This window comes from Pseudomonas helleri, assembly GCF_045830615.1.
In the GTDB taxonomy this organism is placed as follows: Bacteria; Pseudomonadota; Gammaproteobacteria; order Pseudomonadales; family Pseudomonadaceae; genus Aquipseudomonas; species Aquipseudomonas helleri.
The window spans coordinates 4,540,876-4,556,995 of the sequence record NZ_CP174501.1 but is presented as its reverse complement, the minus strand read 5'-3'; the positions used below and the strand labels follow the sequence as shown (position 1 = coordinate 4,556,995).

Genomic DNA, 16,120 nt, shown 5'->3' with positions numbered 1-16,120 from the left:
ACAAGTCGGTGTCAGGACTGCGGCTAATTTGGCATTTATTAGCTGTCTGGAACCTGTGAGGGCACTCCTTCGGTCTTGGGCGGTCTGTATCAGCAGTGCTATAGTTCGCCGCCAGTTCGGCCCGCTCAGGAGCGCGAGCTTCTTAATAAGAAGCATGGTGTCCGGGTGAGAGGCAGAAGCTGCATCGCAAGGAGTTTAGATGAGCGCCGATAACGCCTACGCGGTCGAGCTGAAGGGAGTGTCCTTCAAGCGCGGTTCGCGCAGCATCTTCAATAATGTCGATATTCGAATTCCGCGTGGCAAGGTCACGGGAATCATGGGCCCGTCCGGCTGCGGCAAGACTACCCTGTTACGTTTGATGGGCATGCAATTGCGTCCCAGCAGCGGCGAAGTGTGGGTCAATGGCCAGAATCTGCCGACCCTGTCACGCAGCGACCTGTTCGATGCGCGCAAGCACATGGGCGTGTTGTTCCAGAGTGGCGCGTTGTTCACCGACCTGGACGTGTTCGAAAACGTAGCATTCCCGCTGCGGGTTCACACCCAACTGCCAGAAGACATGATCCGCGACATCGTGCTGCTTAAATTGCAGGCCGTGGGGCTGCGCGGGGCAATCGATCTGATGCCCGATGAGCTGTCGGGCGGCATGAAGCGTCGGGTAGCCCTGGCGCGGGCGATTGCCATGGATCCGCAGATCCTGATGTATGACGAACCTTTTGTTGGCCAGGACCCGATTGCCATGGGGGTTCTGGTGCGGCTGATCCGTCTGCTCAACGACGCGTTGGGCATCACCAGTATCGTGGTGTCCCACGACCTGGCAGAGACGGCGAGTATTTCTGACTATCTCTATGTCGTTGGCGATGGCCAGGTACTAGGGCAGGGCACGCCAGAAGAGCTGATGAATGCGGATAACCCGCGCATTCGTCAATTCATGAACGGCGATCCGGACGGCCCGGTTCCGTTCCATTTTCCGGCGTCGGACTACCGAACCGATCTTCTGGGGAAGCGTTAATGCCCAAAAAATCAATGATTGACCGAATCGGGTTATTCGGCAGAGCCGGGATCGACATGGTCTCGGTACTGGGCCGTTCGACCATCTTCCTGTTTCACGCATTGCTGGGGCGTGGCGGCATTGGCGGCGGGTTTGGGCTGTTGCTCAAACAACTGCATTCTGTGGGCGTCATGTCGCTGGTCATCATCGTGGTGTCCGGTATTTTTATCGGCATGGTGCTGGCGCTGCAGGGCTTCAGTATTTTGTCCAGCTACGGCTCCGAGCAGGCGGTAGGGCAAATGGTTGCCTTGACCCTGTTGCGTGAGCTGGGGCCGGTGGTGACTGCCTTGCTGTTCGCCGGGCGTGCCGGGTCGGCACTGACCGCCGAAATCGGCAACATGAAATCAACCGAACAGTTGTCCAGCCTGGAAATGATCGGTGTTGACCCGCTCAAATACATCATTGCGCCACGCCTGTGGGCCGGGTTCATTTCCCTGCCGGTGCTGGCGATGATTTTCAGCGTGGTCGGGATCTGGGGCGGTTCGTGGGTGGCAGTCGACTGGCTGGGTGTCTACGACGGTTCCTACTGGGCCAACATGCAGAACAGTGTGACCTTCAGTGGTGACGTGATTAACGGGATCATCAAAAGCATCGTGTTTGCTTTTGTAGTGACCTGGATTGCTGTGTTTCAAGGTTATGACTGCGAGCCCACATCAGAGGGGATCAGCCGTGCCACTACCAAAACCGTGGTGTATGCCTCTCTGGCAGTCCTCGGGTTGGACTTCATTTTGACTGCCTTGATGTTTGGAGATTTCTGATGCAAAACCGCACCATGGAAATCGGTGTCGGCCTGTTCCTGCTGGCTGGCATCCTGGCTTTACTGTTACTTGCCCTGCGAGTCAGTGGGCTGTCGCCGACTGCCAGCACGGACACCTACAAACTCTATGCCTACTTTGACAACATCGCCGGTCTGACGGTGCGCGCCAAAGTCACCATGGCCGGCGTCACCATCGGCAAGGTCACGGCAATTGACCTGGACCGTGACAACTTCACGGCACGCGTCACCCTGCAAGTGGAAAAGGATGTGAATAACCTGCCGACGGACTCGACGGCGTCTATCCTCACAGCCGGGCTGTTGGGCGAGAAGTACATCGGTATCAGCGTGGGCGGGGATGACGTTGTGCTCAAAGATGGTGGCACCATTCACGACACGCAATCGTCGCTGGTTCTCGAAGACCTGATCGGCAAGTTCCTGATGAATACCGTTAGCAAAGAAGCCAAATAAGGAGCCTTAAGATGATTTCTCTCTTGCGCCGTGGCCTGCTGGTAATGTTGGCGGCGGCTTTGCCGATGATGGCCAGCGCTGCGCCGGGTCAGTCTGCCCATGACATCGTGACTGACACAACCAATCGACTGCTGGCTGACTTGTCGGCCAACAAAGAAAAATACAAAGCCAGTCCGGCCGAGTTTTATGACGCCCTGAACAACATCGTTGGGCCGGTGGTTGACGTTGACGGTATTTCCAAAAGCATCATGACTGTCAAGTATTCGCGCAATGCCACGCCTGCGCAAATGCAACGCTTCCAGGACAACTTCAAGCGCAGCCTGTTCCAGTTCTACGGCAATGCCTTGCTTGATTTCAACAACAAAGGCATCGAAGTTGCGCCCGCCAAGGATGAAAGTGGTGATCGCACGAGCGTCGATATGAAGGTGAAAGGTGAAAATGGCGCGGTTTACCCTGTCTCCTACACACTGACTAAAATAAATGGCGAGTGGAAAGTACGTAACGTCGTCATCAACGGCATCAACATCGGCAAGTTGTTCCGTGATCAGTTCGCCGATGCCATGAGTCGCAACGGCAATAATCTGGACAAGACCATTGATAACTGGGCCGGCGAAGTCGCCAAGGCCAAAGAAACAACCGACAATGCTGCTCCCAAGGCCGCTGAGCAATGACTGACGCCGCCATTACTCTGGCTGGCGAAAGCGAGCTGCGCCTGAGTGGCGTGCTCGACTATCAGACCGGCCCGCGCTTGCGCAAGGAAGGCCAGGCCCTGATCAAAAAGGCCTTGGCCAAAGCCCTTGTGGTGGATTGCTCGGCGGTCACCAAGTCCAGCAGCGTGGGCTTGTCCCTGCTGCTGTGCTACATCCGTGACGCGCAAGCCCTGAACAAGCCAATGAGCATTACCGGTTTGCCCGAAGACATGCGTGAAATCGCTAAAGTTTCGGGTCTGACCGAGTTGCTGGCACATCATTAATAGCCACTTATAAGAAAGCCCCCCGTCAGAGTCCTGTTATACGGGGTTCGCAGGCGCGGGGCTTTTTTGTATGATGGCCGACCCGCGCGCGTTAGGCGCCGATTGAGGTTGAGCATGCAGGCCGTAGAAGTTAAGAGCTTTCTTGAAGAGAAGCTGCCTGAAATTCAGGTAGAAGTTGAGGGCGAAGGCTGCAACTTTCAGCTGAACGTGATTAGTGACGAGCTGGCGGCCTTGAGCCCGGTCAAACGTCAACAAAGCATCTATACCCATTTGAACCCGTGGATCGCTGATGGCAGCATCCATGCGGTGACTATGAAATTCTTCAGCCGCGCGGCCTGGGCCGAGCGCACCTGAGCCCCCTTGGCGTCGAGATTGTTATGGATAAATTGATTATTACCGGCGGTGCCCGTCTTGATGGCGAAATCCGTATTTCCGGTGCGAAGAACTCTGCTTTGCCGATTCTGGCAGCGACCTTGCTGTGCAATGGCCCGGTCACGGTCGGCAACTTGCCGCATTTGCATGACATCACCACCATGATCGAGCTGTTCGGTCGCATGGGCATTGAGCCGGTGATCGACGAGAAGCTCAGCGTCGAAATCAACCCGAACACCATCAAGACCCTGGTCGCACCGTACGAGTTGGTGAAAACCATGCGTGCGTCGATCCTGGTGCTGGGCCCGATGGTTGCACGCTTCGGTGAAGCAGAAGTTGCGCTGCCTGGCGGTTGCGCCATCGGCTCGCGTCCAGTTGACCTGCACATCCGTGGCCTCGAAGCCATGGGCGCAGTGATTGACGTCGAAGGTGGCTACATCAAGGCCAAGGCGCCAGAAGGCGGCTTGCGTGGTGCCAACTTCTTCTTTGATACCGTCAGCGTAACCGGTACAGAAAACATCATGATGGCCGCTGCTCTGGCCAATGGCCGTAGCGTATTGCAGAACTCTGCGCGCGAGCCTGAAGTGGTTGACCTGGCCAACTTCCTGAACGCCATGGGCGCGAAGGTAAGCGGTGCTGGCACTGACACCATCACCATTGATGGCGTTAAAGAGCTGCACCCGGCAACTTACCGCGTGATGCCGGACCGTATCGAAACCGGTACTTACCTGGTGGCTGCAGCCGTGACTGGCGGTCGCGTGAAGGTCAAGGACACCGATCCGACCATCCTCGAAGCCGTCCTTGAGAAGCTCAAGGAAGCGGGCGCCGAGATCACCACCGGCGAAGACTGGATCGAGCTGAACATGCACGGCAAGCGCCCGAAGGCGGTCAACGTGCGTACGGCTCCATACCCGGCGTTCCCGACGGACATGCAAGCGCAGTTCATCTCGCTCAACGCCATTGCTGAAGGCACCGGCGCAGTGATCGAGACCATCTTCGAAAACCGCTTCATGCACGTTTACGAACTGCACCGCATGGGCGCCAAGATCCAGGTAGAAGGCAACACTGCCATCGTCACCGGCACAGAAACGCTCAAAGGCGCGCCCGTCATGGCCACCGACCTGCGTGCTTCGGCCAGCCTGGTTATTTCGGCACTGGTTGCTGAGGGCGACACCCTGATCGACCGCATCTACCACATAGACCGTGGCTACGAGTGCATCGAAGAAAAACTGCAAATGCTGGGTGCCAAAATCCGCCGCGTTCCGGGCTAGTTTTGGGATTTGGCATCATGGGCACAGGGATCGTGTCCAGCCGCCAGGTGACGTAAGCGCTCGCACGCGTTACCTTACCTGGCCTTGAATCGTTCAAGTCGAGCCTGATATCAGGCTCGATGCATGTCCGGCGCCGATTGCGCCAGGCATAAGTACCCTGATAAGGACTTACGTTTCCCATGTTGACCATTGCACTGTCCAAGGGCCGTATCCTTGACGACACCCTGCCGCTTCTGGCTGAAGCAGGCATTGTGCCGACAGAGAATCCGGACAAAAGCCGCAAGCTGATCATCCCGACCTCCCAGCCGGACGTCCGTCTGCTGATCGTCCGTGCCACCGATGTGCCGACGTATGTCGAGCATGGTGCAGCCGACCTCGGTGTCGCCGGTAAAGACGTGCTGATGGAATACGGCGGCCAGGGCCTTTATGAGCCGCTGGACCTTCAGATTGCCCAATGCAAGCTGATGACTGCCGGTGCTGTTGGGGCCACCGAACCTAAAGGCCGCCTGCGCGTTGCCACCAAGTTCGTCAATATCGCCAAGCGTTACTACGCCGAGCAAGGCCGTCAGGTCGACATCATCAAGCTCTATGGCTCGATGGAACTGGCCCCGCTGATTGGTCTGGCCGACAAGATCATCGACGTCGTCGATACCGGCAACACCCTGCGCGCCAACGGCCTTGAGCCACAAGATTTCATCGCTGCCATCAGCTCCCGTCTGGTGGTCAACAAAGCGTCGATGAAAATGCAGCACGCCCGCATTCAAGCCCTGATCGATACCCTGCGCAAAGCAGTCGAGTCTCGACACCGCGGCTGACACACCTGCGCGACCCTGGATCCAGCATCCCTACGTCGCGCCCATCCATCCGCGTAATAGCCAGAAATTTCAGGTACCCACGCGGATGGCTTGGTAGTCTTGCCGTGCCTGATACTTGCACCACTTAATTCCAAGCAAACGCCCATTACCGAGGCCCTCGCTATGACCGCTCCCACTGCAATTCGCCGACTCAACGCTGCTGACCCGGACTTCGCGCAGCATCTGGATCATCTGCTGAGTTGGGAAAGTGTGTCTGACGACTCGGTTAACCAGCGTGTGCTCGACATCATCAAAGCCGTGCGCGAGCGTGGCGATGCGGCGCTGGTTGAGTTCACCCAGCGTTTTGACGGCTTGAGCGTTAACTCCATGGCCGACCTGATCCTGCCGCGTGAGCGCCTGGAACTGGCCTTGACCCGCATCACCGCCGCCCAGCGTGAAGCACTGGAAAAAGCCGCACAGCGTGTGCGCAGCTACCACGAAAAACAGAAGCAAGACTCCTGGAGCTACACTGAAGCCGACGGCACCGTGCTGGGGCAGAAGGTCACGCCACTGGATCGCGCCGGTCTGTACGTGCCGGGCGGCAAAGCGTCGTATCCGTCTTCTGTGTTGATGAATGCGATCCCGGCCAAAGTGGCTGGCGTGGGCGAAGTGGTCATGGTCGTGCCAACGCCGCGTGGCGAAATCAACGAGCTGGTACTCGCTGCTGCCTGTATTGCCGGGGTTGACCGGGTGTTCACAATCGGTGGTGCCCAGGCCGTTGCAGCGTTGGCCTATGGCACTGAAAGCGTGCCGCAAGTCGACAAGGTGGTCGGGCCGGGCAACATCTACGTGGCCACCGCCAAGCGCCATGTATTTGGCCAGGTGGGGATCGACATGATCGCCGGGCCTTCGGAAATCCTCGTTGTTTGCGACGGCCTGACCGACCCGGACTGGATCGCCATGGACCTGTTCTCCCAGGCCGAGCACGACGAAGACGCGCAAGCGATTCTGGTCAGCCCGGATGCCGAGTTCCTCGATAAGGTGGCCGCCAGCATCGCCAAATTGCTGCCGACCATGGAGCGTGCCGACATCATCAACACCTCGATCAATGGCCGTGGCGCGTTGATTCTGGTGAATGACATGCAGCAAGCCATGGACGTTGCCAACCGCATTGCCCCGGAACACCTGGAGCTGTCGGTGGCAGACCCGCAAGCCTGGCTGCCGCAGATCCGTCACGCCGGGGCGATCTTCATGGGCCGCCACACCTCCGAAGCTCTGGGCGATTACTGCGCAGGCCCGAACCACGTACTGCCGACGTCGGGCACTGCACGTTTCTCGTCGCCGCTGGGTGTTTACGACTTCCAAAAGCGTTCATCGATCATTTTTTGCTCGGAGCAGGGCGCTTCTGAACTGGGCAAAACCGCGTCGATTCTGGCCCGTGGCGAGTCGCTGACCGGCCACGCCCGCAGTGCTGAATACCGGATCATCGCCGACACCGAACAGGGGCAATAAGCATGAGCAAATTCTGGAGTTCGTTCGTTAAAGAGCTGGTGCCCTACGTACCGGGTGAGCAGCCAAAACTGACCAAGCTGGTCAAACTCAACACCAACGAGAACCCTTACGGGCCATCGCCCAAAGCGCTGGCTGCGATGCAGGCCGAAGTTAACGACAACCTGCGTCTGTACCCGGACCCCAACAGCGACCTGCTCAAGCAGGCGTTGGCCGAGTATTACGGGGTACAAACCAACCAGGTGTTTCTCGGCAACGGTTCTGACGAAGTGCTGGCGCACATCTTCAATGGCCTGTTGCAGCACGACAAACCGCTGTTGTTCCCGGACATCAGCTACAGCTTCTACCCGGTGTACTGCGGCCTGTATGGCATCGAGTTCGACGCGGTGCCGCTGGATGAGCAGTTCCAGATCCAGCCTGCGGACTATGCCAAGCCCAATGGCGGCATCATCTTCCCGAACCCCAACGCGCCGACGGGCTGCTTGCTGGCGCTGGACGCCATTGAGCAAATGCTCAAGGCCAGCCCGGACTCAGTGGTTGTGGTGGACGAAGCGTACATCGACTTTGGTGGTGAAACCGCCATCAGCCTGGTGGACCGCTATCCGAACCTGCTGGTGACCCAAACCCTGTCCAAATCGCGCTCGCTGGCCGGTTTGCGGGTGGGCCTGGCGGTGGGCCATCCTGATCTGATCGAGGCCCTGGAGCGGATTAAAAATAGCTTCAACTCCTACCCGCTGGACCGCATCGCTATCGTCGGCGCGGCAGCTGCTTTTGCCGACCGTGACTACTTCGCGCAGACCTGCCAGGCGGTCATCGACAGCCGCGAGCACGTGGTCGGTCAGTTGAAGGCGTTGGGTTTTGAAGTGTTGCCATCGGCGGCGAACTTTATCTTCGCCCGCCACCCGGAACACGATGCGGCAGCACTGGCGGCCAAATTGCGCGAGCAGGGCGTGATCGTGCGCCACTTCAAGCAACTGCGTATCGCCCAGTTCCTGCGCATTACCATTGGCACGCCAGAGCAGAACGCGGCGCTGATTGAAGGGTTGTCAGATATTTAACTAACGACCTGTAGGAGCGAGCTTGCCTCGCGATCATTTAAAGATCAAAAGATCGCGAGGCAAGCTCGCTCCTACAGAGGGGTGTTTATTTCTCGGTATGCGCCGGCTGTTCTTGCTGCGGCCGCAGGCCCACTTCGGCGGTGAGCTTGAGCTCTTTGCCATTGCGCAAGACCAGAATCGCCACCTTGTCTGAAGGCTTGATGCGGGCCACCTGGTTCATCGAACGACGACCATCGTTAGCCGGTTCGCCGTCAATGCTCAGGATCACATCACCCAGTTGCATACCGGCTTTTTGCGCCGGGCCATCACGGAAGATCCCAGCGACGACAATCCCCGGGCGTCCATTCATGCCAAACGACTCGGCCAAGTCCGGCGTCAGTGACTGAACCTCAATCCCCAGCCAGCCACGGATCACCTGGCCGTGCTCGATTATCGACTTCATGACTTCCATCGCCAGGTTGATCGGGATCGCAAAGCCAATACCTTGCGAGCCACCCGACTCGGAGAAGATCGCGGTGTTGATGCCGGTCAGGTTGCCGTTGGCATCCACCAGCGCGCCGCCCGAGTTGCCAGGGTTGATCGCGGCATCGGTCTGGATAAAGTCTTCGTAGTTGTTCAGGCCCAACTGGTTACGCCCGGTGGCGCTGATGATGCCCATGGTGGTGGTTTGCCCCACGCCAAACGGGTTACCAATGGCCAGCGCGATGTCACCGATGCGCAAGGCGTCAGAGCGACCAATGGTGATCGAGGGCAGGTTTTTCAGGTCAATCTTGAGCACGGCCAGGTCAGTTTCCGGGTCGCTGCCGATCATGCGGGCCAGGGTTTCGCGACCGTCCTTGAGTGCCACGACAATCTGGTCAGCACCTGCCACTACGTGGTTGTTGGTCAGCAAATAGCCTTCCGGGCTCATGATCACGCCCGAGCCGAGGCTCGATTCCATACGCTTTTGTTTGGGCGCGTTGTTGCCGAAAAAGCGTCGGAACTGCGGATCTTCAAACAGCGGGCTGGCGTTTTTGTTCACCACTTTGGTGGTGTACAGGTTGGCGACTGCCGGGGCGGCGCGGGTCACGGCGTCGGCATAGGTCACAGGGCCTTGCTGCACATAACTGGTGCGCGGGGCTTGTTGCAGATTAACGTCCAGCGTCGGCAGGCCAACCCACTCTGGATAGCGTTGAATAATCAGCAAAGCGATAAGCACGCCGGCCAGCAATGGCCAGCCAAAAAAACGCAAAGCCTTGAACATTGAACTTAATCCTGAAGGTTGCAGAGCCACCATGACGGCCCATAATGGCGGCCATTATACGAGTGCCTGAGCGCCTCTGAACGCTATATTTAGGAGTCTTTTATGGCTGTCGCCCTGAGCACGCTGGTAGAAGAAGCAAATCGTTATCTGAACAGCGCTGCAATCAGCGATTACTGCCCCAACGGCCTGCAAGTCGAAGGCCGACCGCAAGTATTGCGAATTGTGAGCGGGGTCACTGCCAGCCAGGCGTTGCTGGATGCCGCTGTCGAGGCTGAGGCCGACCTGATTCTGGTGCATCACGGTTACTTCTGGAAGGGCGAAGACCCGTGCGTCACCGGTATGAAGCAGCGCCGTCTTAAAACCTTGCTCAAGCATGACATCAGCTTGCTGGCCTATCACTTGCCACTCGACCTGCACCCTGAGGTGGGCAATAACGTGCAATTGGCGCGGCAACTGGACATCACCGTTGAAGGCCCGCTGGACCCGGCCAACAACAAAGTCGTGGGCCTGGTGGGGTCACTGGCCGAACCGATGACTGCCCGCGACTTTGCCCGCCGTGTCCAGGAAGCGCTGGGGCGTGAACCGTTACTCATTGAAGGCAGCGACATGATTCGCCGCGTAGGCTGGTGCACCGGAGGCGGCCAAGGGTTTATCGACCAGGCCGTGCTGGCGGGCGTTGACCTGTACTTGAGCGGCGAAGCGTCCGAACAAACCTTCCACAGTGCGCGGGAAAACGACATCAGCTTCATCGCTGCCGGCCACCATGCCACCGAACGTTACGGCGTACAGGCGCTGGGCGATTACCTGGCGCGACGCTTTGCTCTAGAACACCTGTTCATCGACTGCCCCAACCCGATTTAACCCACATCCCCAACGTGTAGGAGCGAGCTTGTCTCGCGATCTTTTGATCTTGCAAAAGCTCGCGAGGCAAGCTGAACTGGCCTAATGCTCCCGGACACCTCTTAAGGGCGATATGATTCGCCCAATCAGGAGGTTCCATGCAAGAGCGAAAGACCTACACCCGCGAGTTCAAGCAACGTGCTGCAAGCATGGTTCTTGATGATAGCTGCTCAGTTCCTGACGTCTGTGCATCGATGGACGTTGGGCCTACCGCTCTGCGCCGCTGGATTGATCAGGTTCGCAAAGAGCGTCAGAAAGGGCAGCCAGTGGCAGGTACCAAGGCAATCAGCGACGAACAACGAGAGCTTCAACAGCTGCGAGCCAAGGTCAAGCGCCTGGAGACCGAGGCTGAAATCTTAAAAAAAGCTACGGCTCTCTTGATGTCGGATCCCGATCGTTTTTCCTGATCGAAGAGCTGAGAGAGTCGACCTCATATCCGACCCGCCTCCTTTGTAGTGCTTTGAGCGTTTCCCGCAGCGCGTTTTATGACTGGCTTAAGCGTCGTTCAGCGCCGAATACCAAGCGTGACGCGCTCAGAGCAAAAGTCGTGCAACTGCATGACGAAAGCCGGGGAAGTGCAGGCGCGCGGATGATCTCTCAGCACTTGAAGGCCCAGCAGATCAAAGTGGGGCGGCATCTGGCCGGAAAACTCATGGCGGAGGCAAATTTGGCCAGCAGACAGCGCCGTCGCCATCAGTATCGCTCTAGAGGCGTCGAAGCATTTGTGGCCAAGAACCTGCTCAAGCGTAACTTCGAGCCAACCGCAATCAATCAGGTCTGGTGCGGCGACGTTACCAGCCTGATGGTTGGTAAACGCTGGTATCACTTGGCAGCAGTCATTGATCTGTTCGCCCGCCGAATCGTTGGCTGGGCGTTCTCTCTGATCAATGACGCCAACCTGGTTAGCAGAGCGCTGAGAATGGCGGTGGAGGTTCGAGGTAAACATGCAGGCTTGATGTTTCATTCGGATCAAGGCTGCCAATACACCAGCCAGCTCTTTCAGTCCGCGCTGCTGGAGCATGGGATAACACAAAGCATGAGCCGCAGAGGGCAGTGCTGGGACAACGCGCCAACAGAGCGTTTCTTCGGGACACTCAAATCAGAGTGGGTGCCCAATAAGGGCTACACGACAGTTGAAGAAGCCAGGCAGGATATAACTAGCTTCTTCATGCGATACAACCGAATCAGGCTCCACAGCTACAACAACTACCTGTCGCCAATAGCCATGGAGCAAAAAGCGGCATAAACACCGTAATCGGTGTCCGGGATTACTTGACCAGTTCAAGCTCGCTCCTACAGGCGGGCGGCCAAACCTGGCGATCTATTCTTAGATCGTTTAGGTCTACTTGGCGCCCTCAATAGAAGTAGGCGCTGTGCTAGCATTCGACCCTCGAACACGGCCCGCAGGCCGTTAATAAGATAGCTTTCGTGAGTAGCCATGGTCGACAAACTGACGCACCTGAAACAGTTGGAGGCGGAGAGCATCCATATCATTCGCGAGGTGGCCGCCGAGTTCGATAACCCGGTGATGCTGTACTCCATTGGTAAAGATTCCGCCGTAATGCTGCACCTTGCCCGCAAGGCATTTTTCCCTGGCAAGCTGCCGTTTCCGGTAATGCATGTTGATACCCAGTGGAAATTCCAGGAGATGTACAGCTTTCGCGACAAGATGGTTGCCGAGCTGGGCCTGGACCTCATCACTCACGTAAACCCGGACGGCGTGGCGCAAGGGATCAACCCCTTCACCCACGGCAGCGCCAAGCACACCGACATCATGAAAACCGAGGGCCTCAAACAGGCGCTGGACAAGCATGGTTTTGATGCCGCCTTCGGTGGTGCCCGTCGCGACGAAGAAAAGTCCCGTGCCAAAGAGCGCGTGTACTCGTTCCGTGACAGCAAACACCGCTGGGACCCAAAAAACCAGCGCCCCGAGTTGTGGAACGTCTACAACGGCAACGTCAACAAAGGCGAGTCGATTCGCGTGTTCCCGTTGTCCAACTGGACCGAACTCGACATCTGGCAATACATCTACCTTGAAGGCATCCCGATCGTGCCGCTGTACTTCGCGGCTGAGCGTGAAGTTATCGAGAAGAACGGCACACTGATCATGATCGACGACGATCGCATCCTTGAGCACCTGTCTGACGAAGACAAGGCGCGCATCGTCAAGAAAAAGGTCCGCTTCCGTACTCTGGGCTGCTACCCGCTGACTGGCGCGGTAGAGTCCGAGGCAGAAACCCTGACCGACATCATCCAGGAAATGCTCCTGACGCGAACTTCCGAGCGCCAGGGCCGAGTCATCGATCACGATGGCGCAGGCTCGATGGAAGATAAAAAACGTCAAGGTTATTTCTAAGGGGTTGTCATGTCGCACGTATCTGATTTGATCAGCGAGGACATCCTCGCCTACCTTGGCCAGCACGAGCGCAAAGAGATGTTGCGCTTTCTGACCTGCGGCAACGTCGATGACGGTAAGAGCACCCTGATCGGGCGCCTGCTGCACGACTCCAAGATGATCTACGAAGACCATCTGGAAGCCATTACCCGCGATTCGAAAAAAAGCGGCACCACCGGCGATGACATCGACCTGGCACTGCTGGTCGACGGCCTGCAAGCCGAGCGCGAGCAGGGCATCACCATTGACGTGGCGTACCGCTACTTCTCCACGGCCAAGCGCAAGTTCATCATTGCCGATACCCCGGGCCACGAGCAGTACACCCGCAACATGGCCACCGGTGCGTCCACCTGTGACTTGGCGATCATCCTGGTGGATGCCCGTTACGGCGTGCAGACCCAAACCCGTCGTCACAGCTTTATTGCCTCGTTGCTGGGCATCAAGCACATCGTCGTGGCCATCAACAAGATGGACCTCAAGAACTTTGACGAAGGCGTATTCGAGTCGATCAAGGCCGATTACCTGAAGTTCGCTGAAGGCTTGAAAATGAAGCCTTCGAGCCTGCACTTCGTGCCGATGTCTGCCCTTAAGGGCGACAACGTGGTGAACAAGTCCGAGCGCTCGCCGTGGTACACCGGCCAGTCGCTGATGGAAATCCTCGAAACAGTGGAAATCGCGGCCGACCGCAACCTCACCGACCTGCGCTTCCCGGTGCAATACGTGAACCGTCCGAACCTGAACTTCCGGGGTTTCGCCGGTACGCTGGCCAGTGGCGTCGTGCACAAGGGCGACGAGATCGTGGTGCTGCCGTCGGGTAAAAGCAGCCGCGTGAAATCCATTGTCACCTTTGAAGGTGAACTGGAGCACGCCGGTCCTGGCCAGGCGATCACGCTGACCATGGAAGACGAGATCGACATCTCCCGTGGCGACTTGTTGGTGCATGCCGACAACGTGCCACAGGTGACCGATAACTTCGAAGCCATGCTGGTGTGGATGGCCGAAGAGCCGATGCTGCCGGGCAAGAAGTACGACATCAAGCGTGCGACCAGCTATGTGCCGGGTTCGATTGCCAGCATCGTCAACAAAGTCGATGTGAACACCCTCGAAGAAGGCCCGGCCAGCGCGTTGCAGTTGAACGAGATCGGCAAGGTCAAGATCAGCCTCGACGCACCAATTGCCCTGGATGGTTATGAAAGCAACCGCACCACCGGTTCGTTCATCATCATCGACCGCTTGACCAACGGCACCGTGGGCGCGGGCATGATCATCGCCTCGCCGGTTAGCCACGGCAGCGCGACGCATCACGGCGAGCTGGCACACGTCACCACCCAAGAGCGCGCCCAGCGCTTCGGCCAACAACCGGCGACCGTGTTGTTCAGCGGCTTGTCAGGTGCCGGTAAAAGCACCCTGGCTTACGCAGTTGAGCGCAAGTTGTTCGACATGGGCCGTGCGGTGTTTGTGCTGGACGGTCAAAACCTGCGCCATGACCTGAACAAAGGTCTGCCACAGGACCGTGCGGGCCGTACCGAGAACTGGCGTCGTGCTGCCCACGTGGCGCGTCAATTCAACGAAGCGGGCTTGCTGACCCTGGCGGCTTTCGTCGCGCCGGATGCTGAAGGCCGTGAACAGGCCAAAGCCCTGATCGGTGATGATCGTTTGATCACGGTGTATGTACAGGCATCGCCTTCGGTCTGCGCCGAACGTGACCCGCAGGGCCTGTATGCAGCGGGTGGCGACAACATCCCGGGCGAGTCCTTCCCGTACGACGTGCCTTTGAATGCCGACCTGGTGGTCGACACTCAAGCGCTGACCGTCGAAGAAGGCGTCAAGCGGGTGCTCGACCTGTTGCGTCAACGCGGCGCAATCTAAGCCGCGATTAAAAAGCCCGTCACCGCGAGATCGGTGGCGGGCTTTTTATTGGGCGCTGTATTTTCCCCTCACCCCAGCCCTCTCCCGAGGGAGAGGGAGCTGATTTGTGGTGTTGCACAGGCCTGCTTCTGCTTTTAGTCCCCTCTCCCTTTGGGAGTGTATGGACCGGGGACATAGCGAACACTTTGTTCGGAGACATAGCGAACAGTTAACGAAGCTTTTTCCCTGATATTACAACCCCGGTCACTCTGTCAATTTGCGCAATACGATGGCTTCCCCAGAAGACATCGTATTGCCCATCTTCAATACCCTCTTGTACACCTACACGCTCGCCTTTAAAGCCTTTACCGAGCCTCCAGGGCTGACCCTGCCAGTAGATCTCACCTTTAGCCTGCACCTTTCGCACATGAAGCTCAGCACCGTACTCGATGGCAGGTAGCACCTCCTGATACTCCCGTGCGCTGGGCGTATAGCGAGACGCTGGTACCTGCATGCCTATGCCACCGTGCGGGCGCTCGTAGTTGTAGATCTTGCGCCATTCATCCAGCGTGAACTGCGCGCTGGGCAGGTCAATCAGACACAAGCCCTTAAAAACCTCCCTGATCATGCTGCGATGCTGTCTTTCCAGCTTGCCCTGCGTTTGAGGGTGGTAGGGGCGTGAGTGGCTCACCCTTACGCCCTGACGCATGATCCAGATTTCCAGCCCTGTATACGCATCAGGCTCGTCGCCCCACGGCGCCCCGTTGTCCATCGTCATGCGCTCAGGTAGCCCGTAATGGCGAAACGCATTGATCAAATGGGCCTGTACGGTACTGCGCTGCTCGTTGCCACAGGCGGCGATAGTTAAAAAGAAACGCGAGTGGTCATCCAGAAGTGTCAATGGATGGCAGCGACCCGTACGCATGGGCACATGGCCTTTAAAGTCCATTTGCCACAGATCATTGGGCTGCTCGTGTTCAAATCTGATGAATGGTTTGACTAGACCTGCATGAGGGTCGATGCGCTCATTACGCTTGAGAATGGCATGAACCGTACTGGCTGCAGGCATGTTGTTGCCGCGCCGCTCAAGGCATCCCTTGATCTTGCGCGCCCCCCAGCCGGTGTGCTCGATATTAAGCGCCAGTATCTGCTTCTCAGACTCGTGAGCAGTTCGATTAGGCGAACTGTGGGGTCGACGGGACCGATTTATCAGCCCGTCTTTACCCTCACATTGGAAACGCTTGAGCCATTTATAAGCAGTGGTGCGGCCGATATTGAAGTGCTCGCACAATGCTTTGATGTTAGCGCCCTCAGCCAAAGCCAAGGCGACGAATTCGAGACGAAGATCCACTGCGGACACCTCTTTCCAGGACACATCACACCTCCTAAGGGGTCAATGTGTCCTATTAAAAGTGTTCGCGATGTCTCCGAACATTGTGTTCGCTATGTCCCCGGTCCATACAGGGAGAGGGTTAGGGTGAGGG

At 57.6% G+C, this 16,120-nt stretch carries 17 protein-coding genes; 15 read left to right on the top strand and 2 right to left on the bottom strand.

Features of this window, described 5'->3' with window-relative positions:
- The first annotated feature begins 199 nt into the window (after positions 1-199).
- From ACJJU9_RS20540 to hisC, 10 genes are all read left to right on the top strand, one after another.
- Positions 200-1,009, top strand: a complete 810-nt coding sequence (locus tag ACJJU9_RS20540; protein ID WP_048368349.1) for an ATP-binding cassette domain-containing protein — start codon at positions 200-202, stop codon at positions 1,007-1,009.
- Positions 1,009-1,806, top strand: a complete 798-nt coding sequence (gene mlaE, locus ACJJU9_RS20535) for a lipid asymmetry maintenance ABC transporter permease subunit MlaE (protein ID WP_048368347.1) — start codon at positions 1,009-1,011, stop codon at positions 1,804-1,806. Before ACJJU9_RS20540 ends, mlaE begins: the two co-directional genes overlap by 1 nt.
- Positions 1,806-2,273 (top strand): outer membrane lipid asymmetry maintenance protein MlaD, encoded by a 468-nt coding sequence (gene mlaD / locus ACJJU9_RS20530; protein WP_048368345.1) that lies wholly within the window; start codon positions 1,806-1,808, stop codon positions 2,271-2,273. Before mlaE ends, mlaD begins: the two co-directional genes overlap by 1 nt.
- Positions 2,274-2,284: 11 nt before the next feature.
- Positions 2,285-2,944, top strand: coding sequence for a phospholipid-binding protein MlaC (locus ACJJU9_RS20525; RefSeq protein WP_407729407.1), 660 nt, complete (start codon positions 2,285-2,287; stop codon positions 2,942-2,944).
- Complete coding sequence (locus tag ACJJU9_RS20520; protein ID WP_048390273.1) at positions 2,941-3,246, top strand: lipid asymmetry maintenance protein MlaB; 306 nt, start codon at positions 2,941-2,943, stop codon at positions 3,244-3,246. The genes ACJJU9_RS20525 and ACJJU9_RS20520 overlap by 4 nt, the downstream gene beginning before the upstream one ends.
- A 114-nt stretch (positions 3,247-3,360) precedes the next feature.
- Positions 3,361-3,600, top strand: a complete 240-nt coding sequence (locus ACJJU9_RS20515) for a BolA family protein (protein WP_048368340.1) — start codon at positions 3,361-3,363, stop codon at positions 3,598-3,600.
- A 23-nt stretch (positions 3,601-3,623) separates the two neighbouring features.
- On the top strand, positions 3,624-4,889 hold the full coding sequence (gene murA, locus ACJJU9_RS20510) for a UDP-N-acetylglucosamine 1-carboxyvinyltransferase (protein ID WP_048368338.1): 1,266 nt from the start codon (positions 3,624-3,626) through the stop codon (positions 4,887-4,889).
- Positions 4,890-5,068: 179 nt separating this feature from the next.
- On the top strand, positions 5,069-5,704 hold the full coding sequence (gene hisG, locus ACJJU9_RS20505; protein ID WP_407729406.1) for an ATP phosphoribosyltransferase: 636 nt from the start codon (positions 5,069-5,071) through the stop codon (positions 5,702-5,704).
- Positions 5,705-5,866: 162 nt separating this feature from the next.
- The gene (gene hisD, locus ACJJU9_RS20500; protein WP_153373685.1) at positions 5,867-7,195 is read left to right on the top strand and encodes a histidinol dehydrogenase; all 1,329 of its coding nucleotides are present in this window, start codon (positions 5,867-5,869) and stop codon (positions 7,193-7,195) included.
- Positions 7,196-7,197: 2 nt separating this feature from the next.
- Positions 7,198-8,250: a histidinol-phosphate transaminase gene (hisC, locus tag ACJJU9_RS20495; RefSeq protein WP_407729405.1), complete on the top strand. Its 1,053-nt coding sequence runs from the start codon at positions 7,198-7,200 to the stop codon at positions 8,248-8,250.
- A gap of 85 nt (positions 8,251-8,335) precedes the next feature.
- Here hisC and algW read toward each other — a convergent pair whose 3' ends face one another.
- Positions 8,336-9,493, bottom strand: a complete 1,158-nt coding sequence (gene algW, locus ACJJU9_RS20490; RefSeq protein WP_048368331.1) for a Do family serine endopeptidase AlgW — start codon at positions 9,491-9,493, stop codon at positions 8,336-8,338.
- Between the two features lie 102 nt (positions 9,494-9,595).
- On the opposite strand from algW, the gene ACJJU9_RS20485 reads away from it, so the two are divergent.
- The 5 genes from ACJJU9_RS20485 (at position 9,596) to cysN (ending at position 14,657) form a co-directional block, all read left to right on the top strand.
- The gene (locus ACJJU9_RS20485) at positions 9,596-10,354 is read left to right on the top strand and encodes a Nif3-like dinuclear metal center hexameric protein (RefSeq protein WP_153327090.1); all 759 of its coding nucleotides are present in this window, start codon (positions 9,596-9,598) and stop codon (positions 10,352-10,354) included.
- Between the two features lie 137 nt (positions 10,355-10,491).
- On the top strand, positions 10,492-10,800 hold the full coding sequence (locus tag ACJJU9_RS20480; protein ID WP_076965378.1) for a transposase: 309 nt from the start codon (positions 10,492-10,494) through the stop codon (positions 10,798-10,800).
- Positions 10,797-11,639 (top strand): IS3 family transposase, encoded by an 843-nt coding sequence (locus ACJJU9_RS20475; RefSeq protein ID WP_407730956.1) that lies wholly within the window; start codon positions 10,797-10,799, stop codon positions 11,637-11,639. The genes ACJJU9_RS20480 and ACJJU9_RS20475 overlap by 4 nt, the downstream gene beginning before the upstream one ends.
- Positions 11,640-11,831: 192 nt before the next feature.
- Positions 11,832-12,749: a sulfate adenylyltransferase subunit CysD gene (cysD, locus tag ACJJU9_RS20470; RefSeq protein ID WP_048368327.1), complete on the top strand. Its 918-nt coding sequence runs from the start codon at positions 11,832-11,834 to the stop codon at positions 12,747-12,749.
- A 9-nt stretch (positions 12,750-12,758) separates the two neighbouring features.
- Positions 12,759-14,657 carry a sulfate adenylyltransferase subunit CysN gene (cysN, locus tag ACJJU9_RS20465; protein WP_407729404.1) on the top strand — a complete coding sequence of 633 codons (1,899 nt, stop codon included), beginning with the start codon at positions 12,759-12,761 and terminating at the stop codon, positions 14,655-14,657.
- A gap of 208 nt (positions 14,658-14,865) precedes the next feature.
- Here the strand turns inward: cysN and ACJJU9_RS20460 are convergent, their stop codons facing one another.
- Entirely contained in the window at positions 14,866-16,011 is a 1,146-nt protein-coding gene (locus ACJJU9_RS20460; protein ID WP_407728679.1) for an IS481 family transposase, read from the bottom strand.
- Positions 16,012-16,120: the final 109 nt, after the last annotated feature.